The sequence below is a fragment of the Micromonospora zingiberis genome (genome assembly GCF_004331455.1).
In the GTDB taxonomy this organism is placed as follows: domain Bacteria; phylum Actinomycetota; class Actinomycetes; order Mycobacteriales; family Micromonosporaceae; genus Micromonospora; species Micromonospora zingiberis.
Genome location: NZ_SJJR01000042.1, coordinates 1 through 16,991, shown reverse-complemented (window position 1 = coordinate 16,991; position 16,991 = coordinate 1). Strand labels below are relative to the sequence as shown.

Sequence of the window (16,991 nt, the reverse complement as noted above, 5' to 3'; positions counted from 1 at the left end):
GGCTCCGGTGGGCCGCCATCATGTCGTCCAGGGCGGGTGACTGGATGCGGAGTTGGCTGCGTTGGGCGGCGACGATGTCCCGGAACTGGTCGGCGAACCGGCTCCGGTGGGCCGCCATCATGTCGTCCAGGGCGGGTGACTGGATGCGGAACTGCCTGCGCTGACCATCACGGGATCCCCCCGGCGCATCGTCAGACAAGTGTCGCTCCCCCGTCCGCATCGAGATCTTGCTCTCAGCGCTGAGATGTTACCGGCGTAAGGTCGGGCGTGGGCAGCCGCTGTGTCGCATTCGTGTTGGCCCGTGCGCAATAGGCCGCATACCGGCAGGTCAGCGGCGTGAGCTTCATGGTCTTGAAAGCCTGTAGGCGGCTGTTTGCTCCGATCGGCTCCAGTAGCGAGATTGTGCGGGCCAGCACCGATCCCTGCGAACGGCGTGAGCGTTCTGCGCCATATTCGTGGCCAACTTGCCCAGCCTTGCGTGCCACCACGGACAGTTGCCCTGCTCACCGCCTTGATCCGAAAGGTGAGGACGCATCCCTCCGGAGGCGGGGGCGCAGGTTCGAATCCTGCCGGGGGCACACTTGCTAAGAAATCTTTGACCAGCACGAAAAGGCCGCCGACCAGGGCAAACCCGGTCAGCGGCCTTAGAGCGGCCGGCAATTGGTGGTAGTGACGCAGCGGGAGGTCGAGCGGCCGGAGGCGGACGCGGCACATGCCCAGGGGCCCGTCACTGACCCCAGGCAACCATCTGGCAGGCTCGCTGCCACGCCAAGGCATCCGAGATCTTGGTACGAGTGCGCCCCTCAAGGGGCAGATTCGTACCAAGATCTTCCCCGCCCAGGGTAGCGGGCTGGCTATCAGGACGTGTCGGCCTATTGCCGGTCGCTCCTAATCGTGTGTCCCCCTGCGTCCAGCCACCAGTGGCCGGTCGCCGGCACCGCGCCTGCCCCTCAGTCGCCCGCCGGGGAGTAGCTTCCGCGCCGGGCCGCAATCGTGATGTTCGTCCCGCCCTCGTACGGCAGCATCAACGGCGACTCCTTCCGCCCTGCCTCAATCAATGGCGAGACCACCACGACGCGCACCTCGCCCACGGCCCCATTGCTCGGCAACAGCACCTTCCCGGCGGCATCCGACTTCCCCGTCGCAATAACCTGACCACCGGGGTAAACCAAGGACACTTCCGCCTCCGGAACGCCGAGAAAGAAACAATCAGCGTCGCCCTCCACACAGACATTCACCCAGAGCTGTACATCGACGCTGGCAGGCTCGCCGGCACCACAGCCGGTCGCGCCGGTCGCGGCCAACATGAGCCCGCAGAGGAGCCCGAGCTTCGCAAGCTTCTTTCGCACCAAAGCCTCCGGTGTAGACGGAGCGGGCTTGCCGGGCATTCTACGACGCCCGGCCGCAGCCGGTTGACCTGCGAACTGCCTCGACGCCAGGCGTAGACACTTCGAGCTACGCCGAAGCGACCCGCATTCGTCGGAGTTCCGATCGTGCAGCGGTGGCTTCTTTGCGGAAACGGCGGCTGCACCCCGGCTCGGTCAATACCGTGAGTCGGGAACGGCAGTTGCCGGGAGGCGGGGGGCGTTGGCGCACGAGGTGGTGGAGCTGCGGGTGCACGGGGTCTCCGGCACCTCGGCCGAGGCGCTGCTCGACCACCCGGTGGTGACCCGGGTGGCCGGCGACGACAACGCCGGCTTCTACCAGCCCCGCCCCGGCTTCGGCATCACCGACCGGCCCAGCCGGTTGCGGGTGGAGGCGTACCGGTGGGGTGCGCTCACCGCGGGCGGCGCGGTGCGGACGCTGTCGCTGCTGTTCCTGCTGCCGTTCATGCTGGTCAACCTCGCCGTGTGGACCCGGCCGGCGACCGGCGGGCCCGGCGGGATCATCGGCCCGGTCTGCCGGCTGCTCGCCGGCACCCTGACCGCCGCGTTCGTCCTGTCGATCGTCGGCGCAACCGTCGACATCGTCGGCTGGCAGTGCACGCCCTACCAGCCCTGCGTGCATCATCGCCCGTACCTCTCCTGGCTGTCGGACCTGCCGCTCGGGCCGCGCCTGGCGCTGCTGGCTCTCCTGCCGATCGCCGCGTTGCGGCTGCTCTGGTGGCTCGGGGAACGTTCCGCCAAGGTGTTCGAGGCGTTTCCCGCCGGTCGGGGACAGGACCGTACCCAGGGTGGCGAAGACCGCATCGACCGACCCGGCTTCTGGAACGACGCCCTCGTGGTCCAGCGGCTGCGCGCCATCCACGTCGCCGTCGGCCTCGGCGTCCTCGACGTGATGCTGTTGGGCGCGAAGATCCAACGTTTTCCCCATCCCATCGCGTACGCGCTGTTCGCCGCGGCCTGGCTCCTGCTCGCCGCGTGCGCCGTGCTGCTCGTCCGTCCGGCCCGCCGCTCCGAGGACGGGCCGGAACGTGGACCGGGCGATCTACGCGGCATCCGAACGCTGCGGATCACCGCCATCGTGCTCACCGTGCTGGCCCTCGTCTATACCGCCATACCCCTGTCGGCACGTCCGCCGCAGGGCCAGTTGCCCGGCTACGAGGGTGCGGTCGCCGCCCTGGTCGCGACCCAGGCCGCCCTGTTGGCCGTGCTCACCACCACCACCTGGCACCAACAACGACGCAGCCGGCACGCCGCCTCGTCCTGGCTCAGCGGACTCGGCACACCGGTGCTCGCCGCCGCGGCCGTCGCCGCCGCGTACGGGTTCTCCGCTGCCCTGGTCTACCGGGTCGCCGACTTCCTCGACCGCGGCACGATCCCCAATCCCGTCCGGCCCAACGAACCCGGGGCACCGCCGCTGGAGCCACCGGTCTCCTACCGCTGGGCGGCACTCGCCGGACTGGCCGCGGTCCTGGTCGTGACCGTCACCGTCATCTGGCGACTGTTGGCCACCCGACGGCACCGGCGCCGCGTGGCCGCGGAGATCGTCCGGCGGGACTTTCCCGACCCACCGCCCGAGGCACTGCCCCGACTCACCGCCGTCCGCCGGGCGATCGCCCACGCCGCGATCCCCGAACAACTCAACCCGGCCGTCGTCGCGTTCCTCGTACTGTCACTGCTCGGTGTCACCGCGACCGCGTTCGACGTCGCCGGCGTCGGACCGTCCGACCTGACCACCGAACTCGCCCACACCGACGGCACCGTCGCCAGGGAACTGGCCATCGCCACCGACGTCGGGATGTACGTCATCGGCCTGGTCGCGGTCGGCATCGTCGTACTCGGGCTGGTCTCCTACCGGTCCGAAGAGACCCGGCGAACGGTCGCGGTGATCTGGGACCTGGGCACCTTCTGGCCGCGCACGGTGCACCCGTTCGCGCCGCCCTGCTACGCCGAGCGGGCGGTGCCCGAGCTGGCCAAGCGGGTCACCGCGCTGACCAACCGGGGCGGCGTGATCCTGTCCGGGCACAGCCACGGCTCGGTCCTCGCCACCGCCACCCTGCTCCAGTTGCCGGCCGACGTGCTGCCCCGAGTGGCGTTGCTGACCCACGGCAGCCCGCTGCACCGGCTGTACGCCCGGCTTTTCCCCGCCTTCCTCGGTGATTCGACGCTGTACGAGGTCGGCGACCGGGTCGGTTGGCGCTGGGTGAACCTGTGGCGCGACACCGACCCGATCGGCGGTCCGATCTTCTCCGCGCACCGCCCCGGTGAGCCGTCGCCGGTGTCGGGTCCGGCGAACACCGTCGACCGGCGGCTGCGCGATCCCCACGCGGTCGTGGTCGACCCGGACGACACCGTCCCGCCGCCGATCAACCGGCACTGGCCGTACCACACCGACCGGGAGTACGAGGGGGCGGTGCGTGAGCTGGCCGGGCGGCTCCCGGCACCTCCCTGACAGGTGTCCAGCGGCTACGCCGTCCGTGCGGTGGTCGCTGCTGCCGCCAGATTCGACAGCGGGCCGGCGGTGGGCAACAGCCGTCGAAGGACGTCCGCGAGGGTGATGACACCGATGAACTGTCCGCCGTCGGTAACCGCGACGAGGTGGTTACGCGTCTCGCGCATCTTCGTCAGGGCAACGTGTACCGGCGTCTCGGCGTCGATACGGAAGGCCGGGCGCGTGTACGGCGCGAGCGACTGCTCCGGTGGCGCGTTGAGGGTGTCGCGTACGTGCACCACGCCGGTGACCACCGCGTCGTCGCCGACCAGGATGCGCAGGTGGCTTGAGTTGCGGGCGGCGGCCTGGACGTCGGCGACGGTCGCGCCCGATGGCACGGACGTCGGCCTGGTGCGCGGATTGACGAGGTCCCGTACCAGCAGGCTCTGTAGTTCCAGGGCCACGGTCAACTGCGAGGAGTAGCCGGCGTCGAGGGCACCCACGTTGGCGGAGTGTTCGACGAGATGGCGCAGGGTGTCCGGGCTCAGCCCGTTGGCGACCTGGTCGACCGGTTCGACGCCGATCCGACGCAGACACCAGTTGGCCGCGTCGTTCAGCCCGCGCAGCAGCGGCCTGGTCAGCCACATGAACGCCCGCATCGGGATGGCCAGCAGGGTCGCCGACCGCTCGGGATGGGCGATGGCCCACGACTTCGGCGCCATCTCACCGACCACGAGGTGCAGGAAGGTCACGATGATCAGGGCAAGGGCGAAGCCCGCGACGTCGGCGAGCCACAGCACCACACCCCAGGACTCGAACAGCGGAGTCAGCCAGTGATGCACCGCCGGCTTCGTGACCGCGCCCAGGGCGAGAGTGCAGACGGTGATGCCGAGTTGCGAGCCGGCCAGGAGGACGGTGAGTTCGGTGGACGACCGCAGCGCCGCGCGTGCGGACGGGCTGGACGCCGCCGCATCCTCAAGGCGGTGTCGCTTGGCGGCGATGAGGGCGAACTCGATGGCCACGAAGAACGCGCTCAACGCGATGAACGCGACCGTGGCGACCAGCACGATCCAGACGTTGCTCATCGGATTGCTTCCTCGTCGTGCGGAACCGGCGGAGCCAGCATCAGGCGGACGGACGACGGCACGTGCCGCTCGACCTTGACCACCTCGACCCGCAGCAGCCGTGGTTCAGGTGTGGTGGTCAGGGCGAGGTCGGCCGGGTCGACGGGCAGGACCACGTCGAGCACCGTGCCGGGTTCCGGTAGGTCGCCGTGCGCGGCGATCACCAGCCCGGCGAGGGTTTCGTAGTCACCTCGCGGCAGGTCCTGGCCGAGGATCCGCTCCACCTCGTCGATGTGTGCGTCGCCGGCGACGAGCCAGTGACCGTCGTCGGCGGTGGTCGTGGTCGTGGTCGCGCTCTCGTCGTCGTGCTCGTCGGCGATCTCGCCCACCAGTTCCTCGGCGAGGTCCTCCAACGTCAGGACGCCCGCGAAGCCGCCGTACTCGTCCACCACGCACACCATCTGGTTGCTGTCGCCAAGTTCTCGCAGGGCGGTGGGGAGCGCCATGAGGGTGGGAACGATGACGGCGGGCCGCATGACGTCGGCGGCGCTCAAGGCCGGGTCGGGGCCGGCGAGAATCTCGTCCAGGTGGATCACGCCGAGGACGCCGCCCTCGGCGTCCAGGACCGGATAGCGTGAGTGCCCCGCCGTCATCCGCTCGCGTACCTCCGCGACGGTGTCGGTGGCCTGGACGACGTCGACGCGGGCCCGTGGGATCATGGCGTGCTCCACGTCGCGGCGAGGAAAGTCCAGGATGCGGTCGAGCATCAACGACAACTCGGCCGGCAGGTCACCGCTCTGCCGGGACTCCGCGACGATGTGTTCGAGATCCCGGGCGGTCGCCGAGTGCTCGATGTCGTGTACCGGCTTGATGCCCAACAGGCGAAGGAGCACGTTCGACGCCTGGTCGAACACCCAGATCAGCCAGCCGAACACCGTGAGATAGACGATCGTCGAGCGCGACAGCCAGCGCGCGACCGGCTCGGGGCGGGCGATCGCGAGGTTCTTCGGGAACAGCTCCCCGAACAGCATCTGGATCAGCGTCGACAGCAGCAGCGCCAGCACGGTACCGACGGCGACGCCGACGCCGGTGGGGACACCGACGCCCCCGAGCATCGTCCCCAACGACTCGCCGATGAGCGGCTCCGCGACATACCCGACGAGCAGACCGGTCACGGTAATGCCGAGCTGTGCGCCGGAGAGCATGAACGAGGTTCGTCGGGTGACCTTCAACGCGCGCTTGGCGACCGCGTCGCCGGCCGCCGCCCGCGCCGAGAGCGCGGACCGGTCAACGGCCATGTAGGCGAACTCCTGCGCCACGAAGTACCCGGTGGCGGCAGTGATCGCCAAGACGACGAGAAGTCCCAGCAGCAATGCCAGTACCGCTGACATCAGCTACCCGCCCCTTCACACGGACACGCGCGACGGGACAGGGACCTGGGTCTTCGACCGGAACTCATGATCGTCAGCATAGCGCCGCAGCGGCGAACGACATTCGGCGTCCGCGGGCCGCCCCGGGTCGGCACCGCCGTCCCGAAGCTCTCGTACTCAGTCGGCGGCGGCGCGGCGGGCGCGGGCACGGCGGCGGCCCTCGTGCATGGCCTGCACCCGGGGCACCGGGATGGCCCGGCCCTCCTCGACCAGGTCGGCGGGGAGGGACTGCGGTCGCGGCATCAGGTCCGCCCACGGGTCGTGCTGCGCCAGCAGGCCCGGGACGGTACGGATGGTGAAGTCCGCCGGGGCCACGGACTCCAGCTCGGCCCAGGGCACCGGGAAGGAGACCGGTACGTCCGGGCGCAGTCGTGGACTGTAGACCGAGACGACGGTCGCGCCGCCGGTCCGGGTGGGGTCGATGAAGACCCTGCCACCCCGGTCCTCCCGGATGAAGGCGGTGGTCGCCAGCGCCGGGTCCAGCCGCTGCGCCCGGGCGGCGAGGGCCCGGGTGGCGGCGGCCAACTGCTCGGCGTCCGGCCCGGGGGCGACCGGGACGAAGACGTGCACCCCCTTGGCACCGCTGGTCTTCACCGCGCCGGCCAGCCCGGCATCGGTCAACGCCTGCCGGACCAGCAGCGCGGCGGCCACCCCGGCGGCGAAGCCGTCACCTTCCGGCGGATCGAGGTCCAACACCAGGTGGGTGGGGCGGCTCAGGTCGTCGGCGGTGGCCAGCGTCGGGTGGTACTCGACGGCCCGCTGGTTGGCGAACCAGAGCAGGGTGCGGCGGTCGTCGCAGAGCGCGTACGCGATCTCCCGCCGGGACGCCTCGGCCCAGATCGGCACCCGACGGACCCAGTCCGGCGTGTAGCGGGGCAGGTTCTTCTGCATGAACGGCGGCTGCCCGGGGCGTACCCGGATCACGGACAGCGGCCGGTTCCGTAGCTGCGGGACGAGCCGGTCGGCCACCGCGTCGAGGTAGTCGACCAGGTCGCGCTTTGTCGCGCTGCCCCCGTCGAACAGCGTCTGGTCGAGGTTGGTCAGCGCCACCCCGTCCCGGGTCTCGTCCGCCCCGCTCACCCGACCACCATCCCGGCCCGACGCCGGCCGGTCAACCGGAACACGGCCGATCCGGCTACGCCATCAGCTCGACAGGGCCGGCAACCGCCAGTTGGCCGCCGTACGGCCCGCCCACCGTCAGCCCTGCCCGCCCAGGGTCACCGCCGGCCGGTCCGCTGCCGTCCGTCGCTCACCAGGACGATCAGGCGAGCGGACCGCCGGCGGCCACCGAGGCGAGCAGGTGGGCGGCGTGGGCGCGGGTGGCCGCGTACAGGCCGGGGCCGTAGCTGATCCGGGCCACGCCGAGGGCGGCCAGCTCGGGCAGGGTCGGTGCCGCCGGGCGGGCCAGCACGTTCACCGGCCCCGGCACCGCCTCGACGAAGGAGCGCAGCTGGACGGGATCGGCGAGCACGATCGGGTAGACGCAGTCGGCGCCGGCCGCCAGGTAGGCGCGGGCCCGGCGGATCGCCTCGTCGAGCCGTCCGGCCGGGTCGCCGTACGCCCGGAGGAAGACGTCCACCCGAGCGTTGATCACGATCGGCACCCCGGCGGCGTCGGCGGCGGCCCGCACCTCGGCCAGCAACTCGGCCTGCACCTGCGAATCGACCAGAGCGGCGTCGGATGGGGCGGAGTCCTCCAGGTTGAGCCCGACGGCCCCGGCGTCCAGCAGCCGCTGCACCAGCTCGACCGGGGGCAGACCGTAGCCCCGCTCCAGGTCGGCGGTGACCGGCACGGTGACCGCGCGGGCGATCCGCGACACGGCGGCGAACATCTCCTCGGCCGGAGTGCCCTCGCCGTCGGCGTACCCGAGTGACTGGGCGATGGCGGCGCTGGCGGTGGCGACCGCACCGAAGCCAGCTTCGACCACCGTACGGGCCGAACCGGCGTCCCAGGCGTTCGGCAACACCAGCGGGTCGCCGGGTCGGTGCAGGGCACGCAGCGCGGTCGCCTGGACCACGAGGGAGTCGGTCATGGCGCCGATTCTCGACCGTGCTCAGGCCGTGACGGAGAGCCAATCGCGGGCCGGTGGCTGTGGGGAACGCCACTGATCTGACCGATCGGTCAGGCTCTGACCGATCGGTCAGGCATGCTGTGCCCCATGGCCCGCACCACCCCGCAGACGCATGGCGAGATCCTCGTAGCCGCAGCGCGACGCTTCGGCGTCACTGGCTACCGGGGCACCTCCTTGCAGGACATCGCCAACGAGGTGGGTTGCTCCAAGGCGGCCGTGCTCTACCACTTCGCCAACAAAGAGGCCATCCTCACCGAGTTGATGGCCCCGGCGATCGAGGTGCTGCGGTCGCTCGACGAGCGGATCGCGGCCCAGCCGGATCCGACGTCGGCCCAGCGGGTCGCCGCCGAGGGTTTCGTGGCCCTCGCGGTCCGCTTCCGGGGCGAGATCGCCCTGCTCCGCGGCGAGTTTCCGGAACTGCTGCAACAGCCCGGCTTCGCGCACATCCAGCAGATCTCCGAACGGCTGCTCGACGCGCTCGCCGCACGTTCCGAGCGGGCCTCGGCCCGGATCGCCGCGTTCGTGCTGCTCGCCGGCATCGCCGAAACCTGCGGTGAGTTCGCCGACGTCTCCGACGACGAGCTGGGCGAGGCCCTGCTGACGCTGCTGCGGCGGGCGCTGGAGCCCGCCGGATAACCCGTCCCACCATCAACGAACGAGGGAAAGGACCTCATGGCGACCCTGCTCTACCGGCTTGGCCGGGGATCGATGCGCCGGCGGCGGCTCGTGGCCGCGATCTGGCTCGTCGTACTCGTCGGGCTCGGCCTGGCCGCAGCGACCCTGCGCGGCCCGACGGCCAGCAATTTCACCATGCCCGGGACCGAGTCGCAGCGCGCTCTCGACCTGCTCGCCGAGCAGTTCCCGGCAGCGTCCGGGGCGACCGGCACGATCGCCGTCAAGGCGCCCGCAGCGGGACAACTCGGCACACCCGACGGCCAGGCGGTGATCCAGTCGATCACCCAGGAGGCCGCGGCGGTACCTGGCGTACTCGCCGCCGTCGATCCGTTCCAGGTCGGCGCGATCTCGCCGGACGGTCGGTACGCCCTGATCCAGGTGCAGTTCGGCGGTGGCTCCGACCAGATGACCGACGAGCAGCGGGACGCGTACGAGCAGGTCGGCACCCAGGCCGAAGCGCAGGGCTGGCAGGTCGCCCCCGGCGGTGAGGTGCTCAACGCCGAACCCGAGGTGGGTTCGACCGAGGCGCTCGGTGTCGCGGTGGCCCTGATCGTGCTGATCGTCACCTTCGGCTCGCTGGTGGCGGCCGGGATGACCATGCTCAACGCGCTGATCGGTGTCGGCGTCGGCATGGCCGGCCTGTTCGCGCTCAGCGGCGTGGTCGAACTGACCAGCACCGCGCCGGTCCTCGCGCTGATGCTCGGCCTCGCCGTCGGCATCGACTACTCGCTGTTCATCACCTCCCGCTATCGACAGAACCTGGTCGACGGTCTCCCCGCCGACGAGGCGATCGGTCGGGCGGTGGGCACCGCCGGGTCGGCGGTGGTCTTCGCCGGGGCCACGGTGGTCATCGCCCTGGCCAGCCTTGCCGTGGTGAACATCCCGTTCCTCACCGTCATGGGTCTGGCCGCGGCCGGCACGGTGACCGTCGCGGTGCTGGTGGCGGTCACCCTGCAACCGGCCCTGCTCGGCTTCGCCGGCCGCCGGGTACTGCCCCGCCGGCTGCGCACGGCCGCCCCGCAGACCGCCGACCGCGACCAGGCCGGGCCGGACGCGGCCGAGAGCGGTGCCGGCGCCATCACCACCGGCGAGGACCGCTCGGCCTTCGGGTTCCGCTGGGCCCGGCTGGTCACCCGGTTCCGGATCCCGGTGATCCTGGCCGGAGTGATCGGACTCGGCCTGCTCGCGCTGCCCGCGTCGGACATGCGTCTCGCCCTGCCGGACGCCGGCACCGCGCCCGCCGGTTCGGCTCCCCGGGTCGCCAACGACCTGATCACCGAGGGCTTCGGACCGGGCTTCACCGGTCGTCTCGCGGTGGTCGTGGCCGGCGACGACGCACAGGCCACCGCCGCCGCCGTTCCGCAGGTGGCGGCCCTGGTGCAGAACACCGCGAACGTACTGGCGGTGGCCCCGCCGCAGTTCAGCCCCGACGGCCAGACCGCGCTGCTCGGAGTGATCCCGCAGACCGGCCCGACCGACCCGGCCACCGAGACGATGGTGCACGACATCCGTACGGCGGTCGGTGACATCCAGGGCGCCGACGTGCTGCTGACCGGTGTGACCGCGATCGGCATCGACATCTCGGAAAAGCTCTCCGACGCGCTGCCGGTCTATCTGGGCCTGGTGGTCGGCCTGTCGATCCTGCTGCTGATGCTGGTGTTCCGATCGGTGCTGGTGCCGGTCAAGGCGGCGCTGGGCTTCCTGCTCACCGTCGCGGCCACCTTCGGCCTCACGGTCGCGGTCTTCCAGCAGGGCCACCTGGCGGACCTGTTCGGCCTGGACACCCCCGGCCCGCTGATCAGCTTCCTGCCGATCCTGCTGATCGGCATCCTGTTCGGCCTGGCCATGGACTACGAGGTCTTCCTGGTCTCCCGCATGCGGGAGGACTTCGTCCACGGTGACACCGCCCAGCAGGCCACCATCAACGGGATGGGGCACGGCGCCCGGGTGGTCACCGCCGCCGCGCTGATCATGACCTCGGTCTTCGGTGGCTTCATCTTCCTCGACGACCCGGTGATCAAGTCGATGGGCTTCGCGCTGGCCATCGGTGTGGCGATCGACGCCTTCGTGGTCCGGATGACCATCGTGCCGGCGGTGATGTCCCTGCTCGGCAAGGCGGCCTGGTGGCTGCCGCGCTGGCTGGACCGGGTACTGCCCAACGTCGACATCGAGGGCGAGAAGCTACGCGCCCAACTCGGCGAAAAGGTCTCGGTGTAAGGAAGGGCCCCCTGCTAACGCCTCGTGCATAGCAGGGGGCCCCTGTTAACGTCGGCGTCAGACGCCGGCCGGGTACGTCTCCATCTCGCCGGGCGTGGTGAGGGCCGGCAGCGGATGCAGCGCGGTCGTCTCGTCGCACCAGATGAACGCGTCGTACCGCTGCCCCAGCCGGGTCGGCACGTAGTTGCCCCACGACTCGAAGGACGGGTCGTACACCACCCCGATCGCCCGGTGGTCGAGCGTGTCGGTGACCCACCCCGGCTGGTCCGGGCCGCCGAAGACCAGCACCGCGCGGTCCGGCATGAGCTGGTGCAGCAGATGCTCCACCGAGCCGGCACGGGCCGGCGGTACGACCATCGCCTCGGCCGGCGAACCCCAACGCGGCGCCGCGATCACCGTGCCCCGCCAGCTACCCAAGCCGACCAACACCACCTCGTCGGCGCCGTGCCGTTCCCGGGCCAACTGGCCGATGTTCACCATCCCGTCGGCCGCCATGTCGGTCGCCCGGGCGTCACCGACGTGCGTGTTGTGCGCCCAGACCACCCCCCGGGCACCCGGTCCGTAACGCACCAGCAGCCGATCCAGTGTGTCGGCCATGTGGTTGTCCCGCACGTTCCACGACCCCGGACCACCGGCGACCATCTCCCGGTAGTAGCGCTCCGCGCCGGCCACCACCTCCGCGTTCTGCCAGGCCGAGAAGGCGCCCGGTCCGTCGGTGGCGGCATATTCCCGGGTACGCGCCAGCAGCCGTACCACCTCCTGCTCGCAGCGGGCGGAGACGAACCGGCTCGCCATGCCGTACTCCTCGACCCGTTTTCCGTACGGCTCGAAGCACCGGTACGCCTCCTGCGCGGCCTCCAGCGACGCCGGGTCCTCCTCGCCCAGGTAGTCGAAGATCGCCTGCATCGACTCCCACAGGCTGTAGACGTCCAGGCCGTGGAACCCGACCCGGGACGACTCGGCCCGCTCCAGGTTCCACGCGCGCAGCCAACTACAGAACCGGGCCACCTCGGCGTTGGCCCACATCCAGGTCGGCCAGCGCTCGAAGCGCTCCAGCGCGACCTGCGGCTCGACCGCGCCACCCGCCGCACCGACCACCGAGCGGTGCACCCGGTCGCAGTCGGGCCAGTCGCCCTCCACCGCGACGAAGTTGAACCCGCACTCGGCGATCAACCGCCGGGTGAGCTGCTCGCGGATGCGGTAGTAGTCGTGGCTGCCGTGCGTCGCCTCCCCGATCATCACCACCCGGGCGTCCCGGGCTCGCTCCAGCAACGGGTCGAGGTCGCTCGGCGCACCGAGCCGCTGTACCAGCATGCCTGCGGCTACCCGGGACCCGGACGGGCAAACGCGGGAGCCTTCCGGTGGTGTGCCGCAGCGGTTTCATGGGTAGATCGGACGGTATGACCGATCGCGGCGGCGCCTTGCCGGACTACCTCGCAGGGTTGGACTATCCCGTCTCCCGCGAGGATCTGATCCGCTGGTGCCAGGAGAACGGCGCCAGCACCGAACAGTTGCAGGCCGTACGGTCGCTGCCGGTGGAGCAGTTCGGCTCCCCGGACGAGGTGACGGAGGCGTTGCGCACGCTCTGAACGCCGTCCTGACTGGGAACAGCAGGCGCGTGGCTCGTCTTACTACGGCGGTTAGTAGAGTGGGCCGGTGATCGGAACGAGCACCGGACGGACCGGGTGAGCGCCGCCGGATCGCCGGTCGACGGCGTACCGGCCGGGGCCGCCATCGTGTTGTCGCTGCTGGTCGCCGCGTGGGCGCTGGTCGCCGCGCTACGGCACCGGGCACCGGACCGGATCCAGCTGATCGGCCTGGCCGTACTGGAACTGGTGTTGCTCGGGTTGGCGGTGCTGGCGGGGGTGGCCCTCGCCGGCGGCGAACGGCCGGGCGAGCCGGGCGCCTTCTTCGGCTACCTGGCGACCCTGGTCTGCCTGCCACCCCTGGCCGGGGTGCTGGCCCGGATGGAGCCGACCCGCTGGGGCTCGGCGATCGTCTGCGCGGTGTGCCTGGTCACCCCGGTGGTCGTGGTACGACTCGGGCAGACCTGGGAGGTGCTCGGTGGCTGAGGTGCGCACCGAGCGCCCGACCCGCACCAATGCCGGTCCCGGCCGGCTGCTGATCGCGGTGTACCTGCTGTTCGCCATCGCCGCCACCAGTCGCGCCGCCCTCCAGATCGCCACCCGATTCGACGAGGCGCCGCTGGCGTACCTGCTCTCCGCGCTCGCCGCGGTGGTCTACATCGTGGCGGCGGTGGGCCTGGGCCGGGCCGGGCACGCGGGCCGCCGGGTCGCCCTGGCCTGCTGCACCGTCGAACTGGTCGGCGTGCTGGGGGTCGGCGCGTTCAGCCTGGCCCGACCCGACCTGTTCCCCGACGAGACGGTCTGGTCCGGCTTCGGCAGCGGGTACGGCTACATCCCCGTGGTGCTGCCCGTCCTCGGCCTGGCCTGGCTCTGGTTCACCCGCCGACGTTAAGGAAGGGCCCCCTACTAACGCCTGGTGCATAGGAAGGGCCCCTTCCTAACGCTCGGACCTGGCGTGGAGGAAGGGACCCTGCCGACCGTCGATCAGTCCCGGGGGCCGCCGGCTACGTAGATGACCTGCCCGGAGACGAAGGACGCGCCCTCGCTGGCCAGGTACGAGATGGTGTGCGCCACGTCCTCGGGCCGGCCGACCCGGCGTACCGGGATCTCCGCCTCGGCGTGCCTCTGCATCGCCGCAAAGTCGATCTTCATCCGGGCGGCGGTGGCGGCGGTCATGTCGGTGACGATGAAGCCGGGCGCGACCGCGTTGACCGTCACCCCGAACGGCCCCAGCTCGATGGCGAGCGTCTTGGTGAAGCCCTGGAGGCCGGCCTTGGCGGCGGCGTAGTTCGCCTGCCCCCGGTTACCCAACGCCGACGTGCTGGACAGGTTCACGATCCGCCCCCAGCGGGCCTCGACCATGTGCTTCTGCGCGGCCTGACTGAACAGGAAGGCACCCCGCAGGTGTACGCCCATGACCGTGTCCCAGTCGGCGTCGGTCATCTTGAACAGCAGGTTGTCGCGCAGCACACCGGCGTTGTTGACCAGCACGGCCGGCGTACCGAGTTCGGCGGCGACCCGCTCGACGGCGGCCTCCACCTGGGCCCGGTCGGCCACGTCCGCGCCGACACCGAGCGCCCGGCCGCCGGCCGCCGCGATCGCGTCCACGGTCTCCTTCGTCGCCGACTCCTCGATGTCGACCACGGCGACGGCCAACCCGTCGGCGGCCAACCGCCGGGCGGTGGCCGCCCCGATCCCGCGCGCCGCTCCGGTGACGATGGCGACCCGCTGCCCCTCCAACATGCCTACCTCCCAGTAACCTCGCTCGACGGCTGGAGCCTAACCCAGGCCACGACCGGCTCAGGCGCCCCAGGAACGGCAGAGCCGGATCCAGCGGTAGCCGTAGCCGGCGAGCTTCAGCCGGTCCAGCTTGCCGGCGTCGTCGTAGTTGCGGTCGGCGAGCACGTCGATGGGAAGTTTGGCCTCGGACTGGAGCAGGCTCAGATCCACCTCGGCGTCGGTGGTGCCGAGGTTGTGCAGGAAGACCATCGTCCCGGTCGGGCCGTCGGCGCGATGTGCCAGCACCCCGGGCGGCATCGGTACGTCGATGTGGGTGGTCGAGCCGAAGCCGATCTCCGGGGCCTCGCGCAGCGTACGGATCATCCGCTCGAACCAGGCCAGCAGCGAGTTGCGGTCCCGGCGCTGGAGGGTGACATTGACCCGCTCGTAGCCGAACTCACCCTTGTCGATGACCGGGCGCACCAGCTTCTCCGGCTCCGCGCGGGAGAAGCCGGCGTTTGACTCAGGCGACCACTGCATCGGCGTACGGATCGCCTCCCGCCCCGGCAACGCCAGGTCCTCCCCCATGCCGATCTCCTCGCCGTAGCGCAGCACCGGCGTGCCGCGCAGCGAGAACTGGAGTGAGTACGCCAACTCGATCCGCCGACGGTCGTTGTCCAGCATCGGCGCCAGCCGCCGACGGATGCCCCGGTCGTAGATGCGCATGTTCTCGTCGGGCCCGAACTGCTCGTACACCTGGTTGCGTTGTTCGGCGGTGAGCCGGGACAGGTCGATCTCGTCGTGATTACGCAGGAAGGTGGCCCACTGCCCGCCCTCGGGCAGGGCCGGAGTGTCCCGCAACGCCTCGATCACCGGCTCCGGGTCCTGGCGGGCCAGCGCCAGCATCAGCCGCCCGTTGAGCATGAAGTCGAAGAGCATGTGCAGCCGGTTCGCCGAGCCGCCGCTGTCGCCGAAGAAGGCGGGAAGGTCGTCGGGCTCGACGTTCGCCTCGGCCAGCAGTACGGCGTCGCCACGGCGCCACTGCACGTGGTGACGCAGCTCGGTGAGGAACTCGAAGTCCAGCTCCGGATTCGGGGCGCCCGGTTCGGTCCGCTCGATGATGAACGGCACCGCGTCCATCCGGAAGCCGGCGACACCGAGCTGGAGCCAGAACGACATGATCTTCTTGATCTCGGCGCGTACCGCTGGGTTCTTGGTGTTGAGGTCCGGCTGGAACTTGTAGAAGCGGTGGTAGTACCAGGCCTTCGCGGTCCGGTCGTAGGTCCAGGTCTCGTGCTGTTCGCCCGGGAAGACCATGCCCTGATGCCGGTCGGCCGGTTCCTGGTCGGACCAGATGTACCAGTCCCGGTACGGCGAATCCGGCGAGGAACGGGCGGAGACGAACCAGGGGTGCTGGTCGGAGGTGTGGTTGACGACCAGGTCGATGATCACCCGGATGCCCCGGTTGCTCGCCTGGTGCAACAGCTCGGCGAAGTCGCCCAGGGTGCCGAAGCGCGGGTCCACGTTGTAGAAGTCGGTCACGTCGTACCCGTCGTCGTCGTTCGGCGACGGGTGGATCGGGTGCAGCCAGAGGCAGGTCACGCCCAGCCGGGCCAGGTAGTCCAGCCGGCCGAGCAGGCCCCGGATGTCGCCCACCCCGTCACCGTCGGAGTCGGCGAACGTGTCGATGTCGAGGCAGTACACGACCGCCTCCGAGTACCACCTGTCAGACATGCCCCGATACCTTCTCCCGGCCGGGGAGACGGCAAACCCGAGAGCCGGTTACGGTGCCGTGATGCGGAGCATCGAGTGGTCCAGCGGCAGGTGGCACCGGCAGCCGGTACGCACGGTCGCCGAAGCCGACGGCGGGCTGAGCGTGGAACCGGGCGCGGGTAGCGACCTGTGGCGCCACACCAGCTACGGGTTCGTGCACGACGACGCCCCGGCGCTGCTCGCCGACTTCCCGGTCGGCAGCGCCGTCGAGGTGGACTTCCGGCTGAACTACGCCGAGCAGTTCGACCAGGCCGGGGTGCTGGTGCGGGTGGACGACCGAAACTGGGTGAAGGCCGGGGTGGAGGTCAGCGACGGCCAGCCGCAGGTCGGCGCGGTGGTCACCCGTGAGTTCTCCGACTGGTCGGTCGCCCCGGTGCCGCAGTGGGCGGGTCGGCAGGTGACCGTACGGGTCAGCCGGGCCGGTAACGCCCTGACCGTACGCGCCCGGGCCGCCGGCGAGCCGTGGCGGCTGGTCCGGCTCGCGCCACTGCCCCCGGACGCACCGGCGAGCGCGGGCCCGTACTGCTGCTCCCCCAGCCGAGGCGGACTGACCGTCCACTTCGGTGGCTGGCGCCAAGGCCCCGCCGACCCCACCCTCCACCCGCCAGAGTGACCACCGCACGCCCCACCCCTCACCCCACCC

16 protein-coding genes are annotated in these 16,991 nt (G+C 70.9%); 7 read left to right on the top strand and 9 right to left on the bottom strand.

The window, feature by feature from the left end; all coding sequences use genetic code 11:
* Positions 1–199 (bottom strand): hypothetical protein (locus tag E0H26_RS28980; RefSeq protein ID WP_131309676.1); only part of this gene is annotated, 199 nt, incomplete at its 3' end.
* 751 nt (positions 200–950) lie between these two features.
* Positions 951–1,349, bottom strand: a complete 399-nt coding sequence (locus E0H26_RS28975) for a hypothetical protein (protein ID WP_131309674.1) — start codon at positions 1,347–1,349, stop codon at positions 951–953.
* 238 nt (positions 1,350–1,587) lie between these two features.
* Here E0H26_RS28975 and E0H26_RS28970 point away from each other — a divergent pair, with 238 nt between their 5' ends.
* A complete protein-coding gene (locus E0H26_RS28970) occupies positions 1,588–3,834 on the top strand; it encodes a hypothetical protein (protein ID WP_131309672.1) in 2,247 nt (748 codons plus the stop codon).
* A 14-nt stretch (positions 3,835–3,848) separates the two neighbouring features.
* Here E0H26_RS28970 and E0H26_RS28965 read toward each other — a convergent pair whose 3' ends face one another.
* The 4 genes from E0H26_RS28965 to E0H26_RS28950 form a co-directional block, all read right to left on the bottom strand.
* Positions 3,849–4,898: a hemolysin family protein gene (locus E0H26_RS28965; protein ID WP_131309669.1), complete on the bottom strand. Its 1,050-nt coding sequence runs from the start codon at positions 4,896–4,898 to the stop codon at positions 3,849–3,851.
* Entirely contained in the window at positions 4,895–6,256 is a 1,362-nt protein-coding gene (locus E0H26_RS28960) for a hemolysin family protein (protein WP_206025439.1), read from the bottom strand. The genes E0H26_RS28965 and E0H26_RS28960 overlap by 4 nt, the downstream gene beginning before the upstream one ends.
* A gap of 168 nt (positions 6,257–6,424) precedes the next feature.
* Complete coding sequence (locus E0H26_RS28955; protein WP_131309665.1) at positions 6,425–7,387, bottom strand: DNA polymerase domain-containing protein; 963 nt, start codon at positions 7,385–7,387, stop codon at positions 6,425–6,427.
* Between the two features lie 181 nt (positions 7,388–7,568).
* The gene (locus tag E0H26_RS28950; protein ID WP_131309663.1) at positions 7,569–8,339 is read right to left on the bottom strand and encodes an isocitrate lyase/PEP mutase family protein; all 771 of its coding nucleotides are present in this window, start codon (positions 8,337–8,339) and stop codon (positions 7,569–7,571) included.
* Between the two features lie 126 nt (positions 8,340–8,465).
* On the opposite strand from E0H26_RS28950, the gene E0H26_RS28945 reads away from it, so the two are divergent.
* Together E0H26_RS28945 and E0H26_RS28940 are read left to right on the top strand one after the other, a co-directional pair.
* A complete protein-coding gene (locus E0H26_RS28945; RefSeq protein WP_131309661.1) occupies positions 8,466–9,014 on the top strand; it encodes a TetR/AcrR family transcriptional regulator in 549 nt (182 codons plus the stop codon).
* 36 nt (positions 9,015–9,050) lie between these two features.
* Entirely contained in the window at positions 9,051–11,270 is a 2,220-nt protein-coding gene (locus tag E0H26_RS28940) for an MMPL family transporter (RefSeq protein ID WP_131309659.1), read from the top strand.
* A gap of 57 nt (positions 11,271–11,327) precedes the next feature.
* On the opposite strand, the gene E0H26_RS28935 is transcribed toward E0H26_RS28940, so the two are convergent.
* A complete protein-coding gene (locus tag E0H26_RS28935) occupies positions 11,328–12,584 on the bottom strand; it encodes an erythromycin esterase family protein (protein ID WP_131309657.1) in 1,257 nt (418 codons plus the stop codon).
* A gap of 86 nt (positions 12,585–12,670) precedes the next feature.
* Here E0H26_RS28935 and E0H26_RS28930 point away from each other — a divergent pair, with 86 nt between their 5' ends.
* From E0H26_RS28930 to E0H26_RS28920, 3 genes are all read left to right on the top strand, one after another.
* A complete protein-coding gene (locus tag E0H26_RS28930; protein WP_131309655.1) occupies positions 12,671–12,859 on the top strand; it encodes a DUF2795 domain-containing protein in 189 nt (62 codons plus the stop codon).
* Positions 12,860–12,955: 96 nt separating this feature from the next.
* The gene (locus tag E0H26_RS28925; RefSeq protein WP_131309653.1) at positions 12,956–13,342 is read left to right on the top strand and encodes a hypothetical protein; all 387 of its coding nucleotides are present in this window, start codon (positions 12,956–12,958) and stop codon (positions 13,340–13,342) included.
* Positions 13,335–13,748, top strand: a complete 414-nt coding sequence (locus tag E0H26_RS28920) for a hypothetical protein (RefSeq protein ID WP_131309651.1) — start codon at positions 13,335–13,337, stop codon at positions 13,746–13,748. Before E0H26_RS28925 ends, E0H26_RS28920 begins: the two co-directional genes overlap by 8 nt.
* Before the next feature lie 92 nt (positions 13,749–13,840).
* Here the strand turns inward: E0H26_RS28920 and fabG are convergent, their stop codons facing one another.
* The gene (gene fabG, locus E0H26_RS28915) at positions 13,841–14,596 is read right to left on the bottom strand and encodes a 3-oxoacyl-ACP reductase FabG (protein ID WP_240742451.1); all 756 of its coding nucleotides are present in this window, start codon (positions 14,594–14,596) and stop codon (positions 13,841–13,843) included.
* A gap of 60 nt (positions 14,597–14,656) precedes the next feature.
* Positions 14,657–16,309 (bottom strand): alpha-amylase family protein, encoded by a 1,653-nt coding sequence (locus E0H26_RS28910; protein WP_131309647.1) that lies wholly within the window; start codon positions 16,307–16,309, stop codon positions 14,657–14,659.
* A gap of 61 nt (positions 16,310–16,370) precedes the next feature.
* Here E0H26_RS28910 and E0H26_RS28905 point away from each other — a divergent pair, with 61 nt between their 5' ends.
* Positions 16,371–16,961: a DUF1349 domain-containing protein gene (locus tag E0H26_RS28905; RefSeq protein WP_131309645.1), complete on the top strand. Its 591-nt coding sequence runs from the start codon at positions 16,371–16,373 to the stop codon at positions 16,959–16,961.
* Positions 16,962–16,991: the final 30 nt, after the last annotated feature.

Coding starts and splice junctions, on each gene's coding strand:
- E0H26_RS28965 (WP_131309669.1), bottom strand. CDS start 4,898: ATGAGCAACGTCTGGATCGTGCTGGTCGCCACGGTCGCGTTCATCGCG.
- E0H26_RS28950 (WP_131309663.1), bottom strand. CDS start 8,339: ATGACCGACTCCCTCGTGGTCCAGGCGACCGCGCTGCGTGCCCTGCAC.
- E0H26_RS28945 (WP_131309661.1), top strand. CDS start 8,466: ATGGCCCGCACCACCCCGCAGACGCATGGCGAGATCCTCGTAGCCGCA.
- E0H26_RS28940 (WP_131309659.1), top strand. CDS start 9,051: ATGGCGACCCTGCTCTACCGGCTTGGCCGGGGATCGATGCGCCGGCGG.
- E0H26_RS28935 (WP_131309657.1), bottom strand. CDS start 12,584: ATGCTGGTACAGCGGCTCGGTGCGCCGAGCGACCTCGACCCGTTGCTG.
- E0H26_RS28930 (WP_131309655.1), top strand. CDS start 12,671: ATGACCGATCGCGGCGGCGCCTTGCCGGACTACCTCGCAGGGTTGGAC.
- E0H26_RS28910 (WP_131309647.1), bottom strand. CDS start 16,309: ATGTCTGACAGGTGGTACTCGGAGGCGGTCGTGTACTGCCTCGACATC.
- E0H26_RS28905 (WP_131309645.1), top strand. CDS start 16,371: ATGCGGAGCATCGAGTGGTCCAGCGGCAGGTGGCACCGGCAGCCGGTA.